This is a genomic window from Campylobacter sp. JMF_01 NE2 (genome assembly GCF_027737365.1).
Lineage (GTDB): Bacteria > Campylobacterota > Campylobacteria > Campylobacterales > Campylobacteraceae > Campylobacter_B.
This window is the reverse complement of record NZ_JAOVTR010000003.1, coordinates 1-15,435: the sequence shown is the minus strand read 5'-3', so window position 1 is coordinate 15,435 and position 15,435 is coordinate 1. Positions and strand designations below refer to the sequence as shown.

Genomic DNA, 15,435 nt, shown 5'->3' with positions numbered 1-15,435 from the left:
TGATTTGCCCTTACGCGAAAGCTTTTTGATACTCTCTTACGATTTGCGCGTTTAGCTCGACTAATTCGTAATTTTTAGCGTCACTAAATACAGCCTCGGTGAGCTTGTGATTTAGATCATGGCTTCCAGCAAATGATGTGTAATCGCCCAAAATAGGCGCTCCACTAAGTGCCAAATCGCCAATAGCGTCTAAAATTTTATGGCGGACGAATTCGTTTTCATAGCGCAAACCCTCTGGGTTTAAAATTTTATTATCGTCGATTACGACGGCATTTTCTAGGCTTCCACCAAGTGCTAAGCCCATAGAACGAAGCGCTTGAACATCTTTTAAAAATCCAAAAGTTCTAGCCCTAGAAATTTCTTTAATATAAGCCTTTTTGCTAAATTCAAAGACATGGTGCTGTGTGCCGATAATCGGATTTGCGAATTTAATCGTATAATCAAATTTAGGCCTTGCACTTGGGCTTAGACGGACGAATTTATCGCCCTCTTTGACCTCGACATCGCGTTTGATGATAATGACTTTTTTATTCGTATCTAGCTCTTTGATTCCAGCTTCGTCCAAAAGCATACAAAAACTCGCCGAGCTTCCGTCCATTACAGGGATTTCGTTCGCATCGACGATAATGCGGATATTGTCGATTCCATAGCTTGAAATCGCGCTCATTAGGTGCTCTATCGTAGAGACATAGCCCTTTTCGTTGCCCACGACAGTGGCCATTTGGGTATTTACGACATTTTGGGGCGTTGCTTTAAAACTAATTCCAAGGTCGCTTCTATAAAATACTATTCCGCTACCTGCTTCCAAAGGCTCCAATGTAAGTCTGATTGGCTCACCTTTATGCAATCCGATACCGACACTATGGACTTTTTTAGCTATTGTTCTTTGTCTCATTTTTCCCTCATTTCATTAATTTTTGCATTATAGCGAAAAATTTGAAATTTATTTTCCTTTTTCGATAACTTTTTTCGCACTTTCGAGCACATCGCTCACATTATCCTTGATCCACTTCGGATCCATCCACTCCTCTGGCCTTACTTCCACGCCCTGAACCACTATGCCAAAATGCAAATGATCGCCAAAGGCAAAGCCAGTGGCGCCAGTTTGGGCTAAGATATCGTTTGGTTTGACCTGATCGCCCACGCTAAGGGCTGAATTCGAGCAGTGCGCATACACGCCATAAACTCCAAATCCATAATAAACGCCCAAATTTAGGCCATAAATTCCATTATCTTGTAAAAACACGACCACGCCGTAATTGCTCTCTTTAATATCTGCATTTGCCACGCTAGCAAGATCAAGCCCCATGTGCCAGCTCTCGCTAACTTGCTCGCTGTTTAAGAAAAACAGCCTGTGATCGGCGAAACTCGCTACCGCAGCGCCCTTTGCAAGCGGATAAAACGGACGAAGCGAAAACTCGCTTATCATATCCTCATGCACCCTGCTCGTAAATGCGTGCAAATCCTTCGCGTTTTGCTCTCTGAGAGTTTCATTTACAAATTTAAATTTATCCAAATCGCTCATAGAGTTGAAATTTTGCGCATGTTGGCTGGCTAGATCGCTAACCTTGCCTGAGAGAAAATTTTCGCTAAGTTTGATTTGCGAGACCTTGTATTTTTTATCGCTGTAAAAGTAGCGAATCTGCGACGAGCTGACATTTCCAGCCTTGTCGGTTGCTACGATTTCGGCGCGAAATTCATCTTCGTTTGCCGGCCATGCTACAAGCGAAGCGTAATAGCCTTCTTTGACAAACGGCGTAGCTTTGAAAATTTTACCGTAATTTGTGCGGATAAAAACCTCATCTAGCATTTCGTCCGTCGCGCTGAAAACAACCACAGCCGAACCACCTTTGGTGATTTTATACGAATTTGCGACCAAATTTATCAAAGGTTTTTTGTTGTCGATGATTATATTTACGACTTTATCGGTTTTGTTGCCTTTGGTGAAATTCCACGCGCTAATATCGCCAGCTTCGATGTGTAGTTTGTATTTTTTATCTTTGTTTAGGATTAAATTTTTTGGAAATTCGACTGCAATTTCTAGCTCTTTTTGGCTTATGCCATACTCTTCATCTTTTAGCGGAGTTAAATTTTCCCCGTCATTTAGGCTTATTTTTATTGATTTTACGCCAGTATCATCTGAAATTTTAACCTTCAAAGGTGAGATTAAATTCCAGTAAATTTCATCTGCAATTTCGATTTTAGGGGGATTTTGTTCAAATTTAGGCGAGGTTAAAAAATGAAAAACTCCATAAGCTATCGCCAAAGCTAGTATTAAAAAAATGAAAATTTTAGGATTTATTCTGCTTCGATTTCTATACATAAATTACCTTGATTTTAAATTAAAGCCTGATTTTACTGAGTTTTTGTAAATCGTAAGTAAAGGATTGGTTAAATTTCATTAAGGTTAAATTTTGGGTAAAAGTGAAATTTACCCAAAATTTACGCCAAATTTTAGTTAAATCTAGCTCCAATGCTAAATTCGAAACTATTTGTCTTATCGTGTGGTTTTTCGTTAAGCGGTTTTGTGAAATACAACTGCAACGGCCCCATTGGTGTGAGCCACTCGATACCAGCACCTGCGCTATATCGCTCTTCCTCGTTCCAGTCATTGTCGCCTATCATACCATAATCGAAAAATGTCACAAGGCGCATTTTCATACGATCGATTAGCGGGAAGCTTAGCTCGACTGAGTTGTTGAAGCTTTGCATACCGCCGGTTTCGACATAACGGCAACTACCACTAGCTACGCAAATTTCTTTACGCGGAATCGATCTAGAATTATATCCTCTCACCGTCCTAATACCGCCTAGGAATAGTTTTTCGTTGATTGGAAGTGGATCGCCTCTATCCCAAACATATCCAGCCGCAGCTTTGTAGCGGAAAATCAAATCGTAATCGATATAATCACGCAATCCAAAGTAGTAATTAAAGCTTCCTTTTGCTTTGGTAAATTCGATATCTCCGCCAAGTCCAGCGTATTCTAGGCTAGCTGTGGCTATGATACCGCTTCGTGGCAGATAGTAATCATCTGTGCTATTGTATGTAAGCGCTGGTGTAATCGAGCTTTTTATGCTTTCGTGGTTACGATAACCAGCGGCTGCGTAGTATTCGTTTAGCCCTTCGATTTCTGTCTTTTCTAGGTAGTATGTCAGACTTGCGCTTAAATTTCGTCCTAGCTTTCTGCCAAGCGTCAAAGCAAATCCGTAAGATTTCTCCTCGTAATCGTCCCAGTCATAATCATTAGCAAAGACCATACCGCCCAGGCTGTATTCTGAATCGAAAATTCTAGGATTTGTAAGGCTTACTCTACCGCTTAATTTATCATCTGATTTTTCTACCGATACTGAGCCGCTTAATCCTGTTCCAAAGACATTTCTATCGCTAATTCCACCGCTTAGTAGCAATCCATCATCGCTACCATATCCGATACCGCCTGTAATCGAGCCAGTTGGGGTTTCTTGGACTACGACTTCTAAATCTAATTGATCGTCGCTCACCCTAGTTTCTTTGATTTCGACATTTTCAAAATATCCCGTGCGTTTAAGAGCCGCGATAGAATCAGCATAATCGGTTCTGCTAAATAAATTTCCCTCAGTTAGATACATTTCGCGTCTAACGACTTTATCTTCTGTTTTGTCGTTGCCAGAGATTGTTACATTTCTGATATAGACTTTATTTTCAGGTATGATTTTATAAGTTATGCCTATGGTTTTAGCCTCTCTGTCTTGATCGGTTTGTGGGACGACCTTGACATAAGCATATCCTTGATCAGCGACTAAGGTTTCGATTTTTTGGATATCGCGACGCATCCAGTCTGAATTCATCGTATCGCCCTTTTCGAGTTTTAGATCGCTTATGACCTTTTCTTTATCCATAGTTACATTTTCTGGGCAGTCGATATCTATACTGCTGACCTTATAACGCTCGCCCTCTGTTACATAATATGTCAAATCCGCAGTGTAATCGCCAGTATCGGCATTTACGATTGGGGCAGATACCCTAGCGTCGAGGTAGCCTTTTTTGTAGTATTCTTCTTGGATTCTATTTGCGTCGTTTGGCAACTCGTTGGCTTTTAGCTGTCCGTCGTTAAAGCCCCATAGCCAGCCAAATACTTCGCGTTGTTTGTTTGAAACAGCTGGTTCGATATCATCATAATCTAGCTTTTTAGCACCGATCAAATTTACCTTTTCGATGATGATGTTTTCGCCTCTATTGACATCGACTATGACATGCACGGCGTTTCCTTCGCTATCAAGCGGTTTTGGAGTAACTTCGACAACAGTGTCAAAAAAGCCCTTTACTTCGTAAAATTGTTTGATTCTAGCGGCGGCGTTTTTTGCCAAAACCTCATCATAGACCTGTCCTGGGCGAAGTCCGATTAAATTTTTAATAGCGTCTTGGTCGTTTGTAACGACATTTTTGATATCGACTTTGGCCACGCTTGGTTTTTCTTTTACGCTAATTGTTACATTTCCGCCCTGTTCGCTGATATACACATCTTCGAAATAGCCCTGAGCAAAGAGATTTGAGATCGCTCGGTTTGTGTTTTCGCCTGTGATTTGATCGCCTATTTGTAGGCCAGAAATAGCAGCTGCAACTTGCGGAGATAGGTGTTTTAAACCCTCGAATTTAATAGTTTGGATTTGCGCTGCGCAAGCAACAGAAACCCCACCTAATAATAAAAACAAACTTTTTCTCATAAAATTTTACCTAGAAATGAAAATAATTGCGTATAATAGCATATTAAAATTAATCAAAAAGAATTTACAAAGGAAAATTATGAAAATAGGCATTATAGGCTTAGGTTTGATAGGTGGCTCGCTCGGGCTTTGTATGAAAAAATCAAAGATTATTAGCACGGTTAGCGGATACGATATTTCTAGGGAAAACGAAAAAGAGGCTTTGGAGCTGGGGCTGGTGCATGAAATTTTAAGTATCGAGGAGATGAAGCAAAAATGCGATGTGATTTTTCTCGCAATCCCAGTCGAGGCGATTATCACGACGCTAGCCCAGCTAAAAGACGCGCGCAAGGAAACCACAATCATCGATTTAGGAAGCACGAAATTTAAAATTTTGCAAAGTTGCCCGCCAGAGATTAGAGGAAATTTCATCGCCGCTCACCCTATGGCAGGCACGGAAAACTCAGGCCCAAGCGCGGCGTTTTCAGAGCTACTAAACGGCGCAGTAGTCGTCATCTGCGACGATAACAATGCCGATGAAATGCATGTCAAACGCGCGGTTGAAATTTTTTCGTTTGCGGGTATGAAGATTGTCTTTATGGACGCGCTCAGCCACGACCACCATGTGGGGCTCATCTCGCACCTGCCACACGCGATTAGCTACTCGCTCGTAAATAGCGTCTTAAAAGAGGAAAATCGCCGAAATATCATAAATTTAGCCGGCGGAAGTTTCACTGGCATGGCAAGAATCGCCAAATCAAGCCCTGAAATGTGGGTCGATATCTTCAAACAAAACAAAGAAAATTTGTTAAAATCGATAGAGTCTTTCAAAAAAGAGCTTCAAATTTGCACCGATATGATCGAAAACGAAAAATGGAACGAGCTAGATAGCTGGATGCACAGCGCAAGGACACTGCGCGAGATTTTGTAAATTTGCCTGATTTGTCGCGCAAGCAATCTACGAGTTTGAAATTTATCTAAATTTTACTAGATTGCAACGCTATGCTCGCAATGACGCGGTTGTAATATTTTGATTATTTTTCCTCACTGCAATGGTTAATCAAAGGATTAAAATTGATGAAATTTGATAAAAATATAAAATTCTGTGGGCAATAATGCCCACCCTACGGTGCTACATTTTTAGCCATATCGCTCATTTTTTAACCTTTCTTGAATTTAAGAGATGAAATACAACAATTCTAACCGTATCTACGGCAACCAACAAAGCAAAACCTTGAAACACAAAATTTATGATATATAAGCTGACGCTATTATCAAAATATTTATGCAATTCTAAATTAAATAAAGTTGTAGTGTATATACTACCCGTGAAATTTTTGAAAGCCACATTAAAAAGAAGAACAAGTGCTATAAAAGTCCAAAATCTCCTTTTTTTATAATAATCAATTAAAATTTCACTTAATTCATGTTTTTGAAAATTGCCTGTTCCAAAAAATTCTTGCGAACGCTCATAGGCTTTTGGGATATCTATTATCAAATAAATGCAAATTCCAATAATAACTAACCAACTAAAAGCATAGTAAAATGCGATAAAATCGGACTGTTTGCTAAGAGAGGCAACTATTTTTATATTTGGAAAAAAATCCGCCATAAAGTTAATAAATTGCGTTATAAAATTTGAGAATTTGATATCTTTTGATAAAAATAGAGGCAAAATCATCACTATCATATAAAAATAAAATGGCTTTAAACTAGAAATTTTATCGTGCTTTTTGATGTAATCATTTAAAAATAGATGAAAATTTTCATCTTCATGTGTTCGTATATTTTGCATTTTTCTTTCCTTTTTATTCGATTTGTAATACTAACACTTCTAAAACTAAATTTATACTTAAATAGTAAAGTATCTCTCTACTATTTTAAAATATACTTTTAAAGCACCGTAGGGTGGGCATCCTTGCCCACCCTACGGTGCTGCGCGAGATTTTGTAGTTTGAAATTTGGTTAAATTTGATTATTCAAATTTAACCTTTGACAACGCAAACAAAAACCCTGCAAATATAACAAATGGTGTTCCAAGTAGCCAATGCGAAATCCAAAAATACATATAATACGCATTAAAAAGCCAGTTAAATTTGAAATAAAAAGATAGCACAAACAATGTCAAATTTAGCCCACACAAAATCGCAAAAATCACGCCAATACGCCTAAATTTTGCCATTATTAGCCTTGCACTCAAATTTATCACCAAAATCGGTAAAAGCAAAATAAAATCTTTGATAATAACAGCGTTTCTCTCCAAACCAACACTCTCGCGCCCCATACCAGCGATCGTGCCAGAACCAAAAACCACAATCACACAAAAACTAACAATAAAAATATAATCGTAAATTTTAAGCCTTGAAATATCCATTTAAAATTTAAAAAAACTCTAAAATTTTATCTCGCATTAAATTTGCATTTTCTATGTGATTTATCTCTTCGCGAAATGCGCTAGCGTTTGCGTAGCCCTTGGAGTATTCGTGCAGGTGTTTGCGGAAAATCGCCGCACCATGCGCCCCATAGTGCGCTATCATCTGCGCAAAATGCTCCAAAATAATCTCTTTTTTCAGCTCTGCGCTCGCACTTTGCCCCTGCTTAATCTCGGCGAAAACCCACGGGTGCCCGATACTTGCCCTGCCTATCATAAGTCCGTCCGCGCCGGTCGTGCTTCGCACAAATTCGGCATTTTGCGAGCTAATGTCGCCGTTGGCGATGAGCGGGATTTGCACGGCACCTTTTGCCTGCGCGATTGCGTCGTAATCGACCTGCGCACTGTATCCACCAGCCCTCGTGCGCCCATGCACCGCGATAAAATCAGCTCCGCCTCGCTCCACCGCGCGCGCGATATTTTCGATATCAACACTAGCAAAGCCAAGCCTAACTTTCGCGCTTACGAATTTTTTGTTTGAGTGGGTTTTGATGATTTCTAAAATTCGGGCTATCTTGTCCAAATCCAGCAAAAGCGCGGAGCCAGAGTTTTGCTTCACGACCTTTGGCACAGGGCAGCCGCAGTTTAAATCAATCCCGCAAAATCCGTCAAATTTATTCAAAATCAAAACCGCCTTTTTTATCACTTCCTCGTCGCTTCCGGCGATTTGGACGAAAAAGGGCTCTTCTGCTTCGTTTTTTTCTAGCATTTTTAGGGTTTTGTCGTTTTCAAACACCAGCGCATTTGCGCTAATCATCTCGCTTATCGTCGCATCAGCGCCGAATTTTTTCACCACACCGCGCAGTGGCGGATCTGAAAACCCAGCCAAAGGGGCTAAAAAAAGCGGTTTTGTCTCGAAAAATTTATTTAAATTCATTGATTGTGTAAAAATGGCGCGAATTTGCAAATTTACAAAATTTACAAATTTGCGCCCCGAAATTTAGAATATCAGCGAAGCTGGCACTGATTTGCCATTGTCGCGTAAAAATAGCAAAATTTGGAATTTATCAAATTCGTCGCCGTCGCTCATGTGGAGCTGCTCTCTTAGCTCATCAATCATACCAAGCTCATATAGCGCATACAAATACGCCTCTGTCGCGCTTGAATTTTGGTTTTTGAGCCTTTCAAAAAAGGTTCTGTATTGCTCCGGATTTAGGTGGTCTTTGAGCTTTTTGGCAAAATAAATGAAGTCTTTGTCGCTGAATTTATCGCTATTTATGAGGTTAAACAGCTCCTCGCTACTGACCTCAAACTCGCTATCATCAGCAGCTCTTTCTACGATACGCTTGATATCGTCGGTGTCTTGGAATTCTTTATAGGTTTTAATCGCGCTATAATCGCCCTTATCAACTAAAATTTTATATGCTTTTTTGGTGATTTGATCGTTATAAACGCCCTTTGTTTTTAAAATTTCGCGAGCATAATCAGGCTCGGCATCAAGGCGGTTTAGCTCGTTTTGTAAAAACATACCGTTTGATTTAGGGAGTTTGTATTTTTTCAGATCCACGACCTCGCCGTTTTTTACCTTTTCGACGACATCAACTATCTCTTTTAGGCTTTCGTTTTTGATATCAAGCTCGCTACTATCATACCATGGAGATAAAATTTTAGTTATATCGCTTGGATCTTTGAAAAACTCTGTTTTGAAATTTCGGTTCGTCTCTAATCCTAGTAAAACCTCTTTTGTCATCTCGTCATACGAGCTTACATCTTTTTGTATAGCGCGGTTTTTGCGATAAACCATAAAACCATAAAAGCCCAAATGACAAAGTGCAAGTATCATATACAAAGCTAATGGTAGCACTACCCACACAGCCACAGGCAGTGTGAGAGAGTATCCAAGCACGCTTAGGGTGTAGCTTGCGCTTTCTTGCGTGAAAATCACAGCTGCGATGATACCGATATATATCACTGAATATACAAAAAATTGTTTTGCCTTCATCATTATCTCCTTTGTGCTTTTTCGGCAAGTTCTTTGCAAGAAATACATAGTCTTGATTCTGGGCGGACTTTTAGCCTTTCTGGGCTGATTGGCTCGCCACACTCCAAACACTCGCCATAAGTGCCGTTTTCAATGCGTTCTAGCGCAGAGACTATTTTATTTAGGCTCTCTCTTTGTTTTAGCCCAATCGAATACTCAATCGTCAAATCCGTATCCATGCTAGCTACATCAATCTCATCTGTCGCGCCGTGCTCTCTAAGCTCCTCGATATCTTTTGTCGCGCTGTTGATATTAGCGCTTAGCTCGGCTTTTCTTTCTTCTAAAAGTTTTTTGTAAATTTTCAACTCACTTTTTTTCATTTTACCCTCACTTATGGTATGGATGATTTGCATTTATACAAAGCGCACGAAAAATTTGCTCAAAGAGCATAAGCTTTGCAATTTTATGTGCCAAAGTTAGCTTTGTTAGGCTGATGATTTTATCGCATTTGCCCTTAAAATCATCGCTTAGCCCGTAAGCACCGCCTATGAAAAATGAAACCAAATTTTTCCCGTCTAAAATTTTAGCAAATTCCATACTATCAAGCTTTTCGCCCCTCTCGTCAAGGGCGATATTATAACCTTTTAATCTAGGCATATAAACCTCGTCATACGCCCTAAGCGCGCTGGCTCTATCAATCGTCTGAGCCTTTGCGATACTAGCGTTAAAGAAAATTTCATCTTTTATGCTAGCAAATTTAGCCGACATTTTGCGATACTCGTTTAACTCGCTCGCAAATTCGTCGGTGCCTTTTTGTATAGAATTAACGATAATCTGCACTATTCGTCTTCTTCGCCGTGCGTATCAAATAGCCCCTCATCGCTACTATCATCGAGTTGGACTGGGGTATTTGTTAGCATATTTACCATATCGCTTAGATACTGACGCATTTGCGCTCTTGGCACGATAGCGTCGATTAATCCATGTTCTAGCAAAAATTCTGAGCGTTGGAAACCCTCTGGCAAATCTGCTCCGATTGTTTGTTTGATGACCCTTTGACCAGCAAAGCCAATCAATGCACCCGGTTCAGCGATAATAATATCGCCTAGCCACGCAAACGACGCACTAACTCCGCCCATCGTAGGATCTGTCAAAACAGAGATAAATGGAATTTTATTTTCGCTTAAAATTTTAAGCGCAGCCGAGGTTTTGCTCATTTGCATTAGCGAATATGTGCTTTCTTGCATTCTAGCTCCACCGCTAGCTGATACGATAATCAAGGCTTGCTTTTTATCAAGCGCGCGTTTGACGGCTCGCACGATTTTTTCGCCCTCTACTGAACCAAGGCTTCCGCCCATAAAATTAAAATCAAAAACGACCAATTGCACAGGTTGTTTTGAAATTTTGGCCTCGCCAGCGATGACAGCACTCGATCTGCCTGTCTTTTCCTGCCCCTCGCTTATGCGTTTTTTGTATGATTTTTTATCAACAAATTTAAGCGGATCAACAGGTTCGAGAGTTTTATCACACTCTACAAACGAACCCTCATCACAGATTAGCGCGATTCGCTCATCTGCGCTAAAACGCATGTGATAGTTACATTTAGGGCAGACATGGTGGTTTTGTTCCACCTCCTTAAAATACATCAAAGAAGCACAACCAGGACACTTAACCCAATGCGCAGGTGCCTCAGAAGCTTCTGGTTGGGCTCTACGAATCTTTGAAAACAAATCTCCAAAATTCATAATATTCCTTTAATTTTGCAAAATTAAACTCTCAATTTTAACCTATTTTTCTTTATTTAAATTTAAAATTTTGCTAGAATATAACTATGCAAGGATTTATATTAAAAGTCACAAAAATCAAAGACGAAGATTGTATAGTAGATGTGCTATGCGCTGACGCCTTGGTGCGCGCGTATCGCTTTTATGGTGCCAGACACCCAAATATCACACAAGGATACAAAATCGATTTTGAGCTAGTCTCAAACCAAAATTTCCTCCCGCGCCTAAGCAATGTCATGCACCTAGGATACGGCTGGCTCGCAAATAGAGAAAAACTCATTTTTTGGCAGCAATTCATCAGGCTACTGGGCGCACATTTAAAGGACGCAAACGAGCTTGATAAATTTTACTATGAGCTTTTAAATTCCGCCGCTTCGCGCTTTGGCCGCCAAAATCCACGCCGAATAATTATCGAAAGTTACGCTAAAATTTTAGAATTTGAAGGCAGGCTTCACAGCGAACCATTTTGTTTTTTGTGCGATGAAGAAATTAGCGGCGCAGTATCACTCACACGCGGATTTTTGCCCGCTCACGAGCATTGTTTGCACCAAAAAGGCTTTAAGTGGGGCGAAATTTTGGAATTTTTGCAAAGTCAAAATTCGCTAAATTTAGAAGACGACGCGGTTGAAAGGCTATATGCTATCACGCTTCAAGGCTTCTAAATTTTGCTTATTTGCTTAGCTTTTTATACTCCGAGCATGAAATTTTATCACCCATAGCGCAGGCTCTGGCGTAGTAGTTTTTCGCCCCCTCGATATCGCTTTGACCTTGGAAAATAATAGCTAAATTTCGGCACGAAGTCGCGACATCTAGCTTGCAAAGCCTATCTGTGTAAAAAATCGCTGATTGGATATTTTCAGGCGTGCCTTGGGCTTTAAAATACAAATTTACCAAGGTTTCGCAAGAATCTTTATTGCCGTTTTTGCAGTCATTATCCAGCCTTGCCACGGCTTTTATGTTTTCCAGCGTCACAAGGGCATTTTCGCAGTATTCGTCCTCGCCATTTTTGCACAAAAACGCGCGAATTTCACTTAATCTTTTTTTGTTTTTATTCGAAGCAGAGTGCAATCTCTCAGCCCCTTTACACGAAAGGACATTTTTTTGCTTACAGCCGTTTTCGTATAAATTCAAGGCTGCGTTTTTATCCGCCTTGATTCCAAGGCCATTTTCTAGCATTTGTGCGTAAGCTACGCAGGCGTTATCGTGCTTTTTATCGCACGCTTTTTTAAAGAACAAAACCGCGCCCTCATCGTCTTTGGCAGTGCTTTGCCCCATATAAAGCAAAAGTCCCACCTCATAGCACGCCTGCGCGTCGCCCTTTTCGCACGCGATAAATTTCGTATCTTCGATAGCAAATAAATTTGAGAAAAATAAAAAGATTAAAATTAGTTTTTTCAAACTAACCCCTTTGAAGTGAAATTTGGGCTAAGCTTAGCCCAAATTTGTTAATAAATAGTTTTGATTACGACGCGTCTATTTGGTTTGAGGCACTCTTTTAGCGCTGCGCCTTTTTCGCCCGGGCAGAATTTAACCTGATCTGCCTCGCCCATGCCAATAGCTTGGATTTTGCTAGCTGGGATTCCATTTGCGATAAGCTCGTTTTTGACCATATTTGCGCGTTGTTGTGATAGAGTTTTGTTGTAAGCGTCGCTTCCTAGCGGATCAGTGTAACCATAGACCTTGACGCTTCTTACCATATTTACATCGATATCTTTGGCGACAGCTGCGATTTTTTCGTGGCCCTCGGCTTTGAGATTGTCTTTGTCGAAGTCAAACAAAAAGTCAGATTCTAGCTCGACATTTTGGTTCGGTAGCTGCACAGGAGCTACATCGGCGCAACCTTTTGGATTATAAAATGTGCTTCCTACGCGATAATCTTTGTCATAGATGATTTTGAATTGGCAAATTTTATCAGGATCGCCAGCTTTTTTCTTCAAATTAAATACATAATCCCACTCTCTAACCGCATACAAGCCCTCTTGGTGGTGCGGATGACCGATTAGGAAATAGACTTGGTCTTTGCTCATACCCTTTTCTACTTTGCCTAAATTTTCGGCATTTGGGTGAGTTGGAGCGTCAATCCATGTTTTGTTCATATCCAAAAAAGTTACATCGTCCCATTGCATGACGCCGTCTTCTGGGATATTGTCGCTTACATGAGTGGTGCAACCACTAAAAAATAAAATTCCAGCCAAGCTTAGAGCTGATAGTAATGATTTTTTCATTTTTTACCCTTTAAATTTAAAAAAAGCGAAACCGAAATTCATCGGTTTCGCACTAGGCTACCTTAGAAGTGGAAGCCCAAAGACGCGCCTGCGCCAATGTTGTCTTGTGTATCGACTGAGATAGATGATTTAAATACCCATTTACCATTGTCTGACATTTTTGATAGACCGATAGATAGAGCACCCTCATCTTGATAATAACCAGTACCCACACTTAGCATACCCTTACCAGGGATTGTAGATTGCGGTAGGTTGCCAATAGCGATAGCAGAAGCGACACCAGCCCTAGCCTCATCTCTAACATTATCAATTCTTTGATTGATATTTGTTATGTTGTTACCCAAATGCTCGGCGATACCATCGATAGCAGAGTATAGTTGTGAGCCGTTGATTGCATCGGTGCTGTCTGGTCCGATTAGACCAGGTGCGACATTTTGGATACGGCGAGTTTCATCAGCATTACCCACGCTTACTACGCCTTTGACTTGGTTGCCACCAGCAAATTTTTTCTTCATATCGATAACCACTTTCTCGCCTGCTTTATTTGTAGCAGTTACACTTGCGCTAGTGTAAGTATTATCTATACCCTTAGTTCTATCTGGTCTGTCTTCATGATTAACATAAGCTGTTCTGCTACCTAGGAATAATGAGTCTGCAACTGTGCTAGTTACATTGTTACCAACTACAAATGTATCATTTGTAGATACGGTATTATCATTACCCATAGCGTAGCTTCCAGTTCCAGAGACAGTGTTTGGATCACCAAACGCACCAGAGTTGTTGCCTGTTACTATATTTTTAGTTCCAACTGAAATTGATTGTTTTCCGCTAGCTTGTGCGCCATTACCGATAGCGATAGATTGCTCGCCACTTGCATTTGCATTATCGCCAACAGCTAATGATGATTTACCACTAGCATCTGCTTGATAACCAATAGCTGTCGCATGTCCGCCACTGGCTGATGAATCGACAGTATTCTTTCTTTGTTCTTCTGGTTTGAAATTTTCATCTTCATTTGTATGGAAGTATTTAATACCTTGCTCGTTCATCTTAGAAATCGCAGTTACGACATTGTTTGTAACATACTCACCTTTATCTTTGACATTGTAAGTTTTTAGTGTTACGGTATTGCCTTTTTCATCTTTTGTTTGAACTACATTTTTAAATGTATTGCCTTCCTCATCGGTGTAGTTTTCAACAGTGTAGTTACCAACTAGCTCTTTTAGTTGAGATACATTAACTGCATCAGTTGGAGCTGTGCCAGCTGCAACATTTTCTATTTTATTTCCGCCGACATCTACTTTATCGCCTGTGATATTTACATTGTTTTTATCACCAGTAATACTTATACTACCTTTATCCAAAGTAATATCTTTATTTAACGCCAATTCGTAGTTTGTGCTACCGTCAGAATTTTTAGTTTCAATCATAGCCAAATTTTCTTCTCCATTTTTTAGAGAAACTGTATTTGGAGCCTTGATTTTACCTTCAACTTCTTTTAATTGAGATACATTGACAGCGTCATCATCGGCAGTTCCTTTTGCTACATTGTGGATTTGTTTTCCACCCATATCAACATTGTTTTTGGTTATAGTTGGACCATTTGCAATAGTCAAACCATCGTTGTTGATAGTAGTATCGCCAGCTTTAACACTTCCGTCTTTTCCTAGGTCAATATTTTGAGCGAGTTTAATGATCAAATCACCACCCTCATTAACAACGCCGATATTGCCGTTGGTTAGGCTATCTTTACCGGTTGTGTGGTTACCTTTGATATTTTGTTTTTCATTTAGTTTTTTAGCTACCTCGCCGTTATAATCGCCTTGGAATTTCAAGCCGTCTTCCATAGTAGCAACTTGCAATGTAATCTCATTACCTTCGTTATTTGTAGTTTTATAAATAATTCTACCAGGTTCTTTATTATCAAGCGTATCTTTACCCTTAGCTACTGTGATTTCGGCATCTTTACCATCTTTACCATTGATACCGATAGTTCCCTCGCCGTCTTTTGCAGCAACAGTTACACCTGGATTGCCATCTTTGTCGATAACTTCGATTTTACCATCTTCGCCAGGTTTGCCGTTTTCACCTTTTTCACCTATTGTTAGGTTATTAGCAAGTTTTAGGTCATAGGTGTTGTTATCTTCACCGCCATGAGTAAGTTTTAGGTTACCATCTGTGTATTGACCAGGGGTCTTAGGTGCTTCTGTGCCACCATTGACAGTAAGATAAGTTCTATTACCCTCAGCTGCTTCTTTTAGTTGAGATACATTGACTGCGTCTGTATCAGCTTCACCAGCTTTGACATTGTGAATTTGATTGTCACCCATGCTAACATTGTTATCTGTAAGCTTGATAATTTTATCAGGGTCGGTATTGTTAATGGTTAAG

Annotated in this window: 15 protein-coding genes; 2 read left to right on the top strand and 13 right to left on the bottom strand. The window is 40.1% G+C overall.

Translation table 11 applies throughout. From position 1 onward, the window contains the following. Positions 1 to 10: 10 nt before the first annotated feature. The 3 genes from lpxC to bamA form a co-directional block, all read right to left on the bottom strand. A complete protein-coding gene (gene lpxC / locus OFO01_RS05690; RefSeq protein WP_270859235.1) occupies positions 11 to 895 on the bottom strand; it encodes a UDP-3-O-acyl-N-acetylglucosamine deacetylase in 885 nt (294 codons plus the stop codon). A 48-nt stretch (positions 896 to 943) separates the two neighbouring features. Beyond that, a complete protein-coding gene (locus tag OFO01_RS05685) occupies positions 944 to 2,323 on the bottom strand; it encodes a M23 family metallopeptidase (protein WP_270859234.1) in 1,380 nt (459 codons plus the stop codon). A 131-nt stretch (positions 2,324 to 2,454) separates the two neighbouring features. Next, a complete protein-coding gene (bamA, locus tag OFO01_RS05680; protein WP_270859233.1) occupies positions 2,455 to 4,704 on the bottom strand; it encodes an outer membrane protein assembly factor BamA in 2,250 nt (749 codons plus the stop codon). Positions 4,705 to 4,783: 79 nt separating this feature from the next. Between bamA and OFO01_RS05675 the strand changes: the two genes are divergently transcribed. Then, a complete protein-coding gene (locus tag OFO01_RS05675; RefSeq protein ID WP_270859232.1) occupies positions 4,784 to 5,614 on the top strand; it encodes a prephenate dehydrogenase in 831 nt (276 codons plus the stop codon). A 222-nt stretch (positions 5,615 to 5,836) separates the two neighbouring features. On the opposite strand, the gene OFO01_RS05670 is transcribed toward OFO01_RS05675, so the two are convergent. The 7 genes from OFO01_RS05670 to accD form a co-directional block, all read right to left on the bottom strand. After that, positions 5,837 to 6,478, bottom strand: coding sequence for a hypothetical protein (locus OFO01_RS05670; protein WP_270859231.1), 642 nt, complete (start codon positions 6,476 to 6,478; stop codon positions 5,837 to 5,839). A 180-nt stretch (positions 6,479 to 6,658) separates the two neighbouring features. Beyond that, on the bottom strand, positions 6,659 to 7,057 hold the full coding sequence (locus OFO01_RS05665; protein ID WP_270859230.1) for a hypothetical protein: 399 nt from the start codon (positions 7,055 to 7,057) through the stop codon (positions 6,659 to 6,661). Between the two features lie 7 nt (positions 7,058 to 7,064). Then, positions 7,065 to 7,991: a tRNA dihydrouridine synthase gene (locus tag OFO01_RS05660; RefSeq protein WP_270859229.1), complete on the bottom strand. Its 927-nt coding sequence runs from the start codon at positions 7,989 to 7,991 to the stop codon at positions 7,065 to 7,067. A 63-nt stretch (positions 7,992 to 8,054) separates the two neighbouring features. Next, positions 8,055 to 9,056, bottom strand: coding sequence for a LapA family protein (locus OFO01_RS05655; protein ID WP_270859228.1), 1,002 nt, complete (start codon positions 9,054 to 9,056; stop codon positions 8,055 to 8,057). A gap of 2 nt (positions 9,057 to 9,058) precedes the next feature. Next, positions 9,059 to 9,415, bottom strand: coding sequence for an RNA polymerase-binding protein DksA (gene dksA / locus OFO01_RS05650; RefSeq protein WP_270859227.1), 357 nt, complete (start codon positions 9,413 to 9,415; stop codon positions 9,059 to 9,061). A gap of 7 nt (positions 9,416 to 9,422) precedes the next feature. Beyond that, a complete protein-coding gene (locus OFO01_RS05645; protein ID WP_270859226.1) occupies positions 9,423 to 9,875 on the bottom strand; it encodes a 23S rRNA (pseudouridine(1915)-N(3))-methyltransferase RlmH in 453 nt (150 codons plus the stop codon). After that, a complete protein-coding gene (gene accD, locus OFO01_RS05640; RefSeq protein WP_270859225.1) occupies positions 9,875 to 10,780 on the bottom strand; it encodes an acetyl-CoA carboxylase, carboxyltransferase subunit beta in 906 nt (301 codons plus the stop codon). Before accD ends, OFO01_RS05645 begins: the two co-directional genes overlap by 1 nt. An 86-nt stretch (positions 10,781 to 10,866) precedes the next feature. Between accD and recO the strand changes: the two genes are divergently transcribed. Further along, positions 10,867 to 11,481, top strand: a complete 615-nt coding sequence (gene recO, locus OFO01_RS05635) for a recombination protein RecO (protein WP_270859224.1) — start codon at positions 10,867 to 10,869, stop codon at positions 11,479 to 11,481. Between the two features lie 7 nt (positions 11,482 to 11,488). Here recO and OFO01_RS05630 read toward each other — a convergent pair whose 3' ends face one another. The 3 genes from OFO01_RS05630 to OFO01_RS05620 form a co-directional block, all read right to left on the bottom strand. Continuing rightward, positions 11,489 to 12,217 carry a tetratricopeptide repeat protein gene (locus OFO01_RS05630; RefSeq protein WP_270859223.1) on the bottom strand — a complete coding sequence of 243 codons (729 nt, stop codon included), beginning with the start codon at positions 12,215 to 12,217 and terminating at the stop codon, positions 11,489 to 11,491. Positions 12,218 to 12,264: 47 nt separating this feature from the next. Then, complete coding sequence (locus OFO01_RS05625; protein WP_270859222.1) at positions 12,265 to 13,044, bottom strand: OmpA family protein; 780 nt, start codon at positions 13,042 to 13,044, stop codon at positions 12,265 to 12,267. Between the two features lie 62 nt (positions 13,045 to 13,106). Then, positions 13,107 to 15,435 (bottom strand): YadA-like family protein (locus OFO01_RS05620; RefSeq protein WP_270859221.1); only part of this gene is annotated, 2,329 nt, incomplete at its 5' end.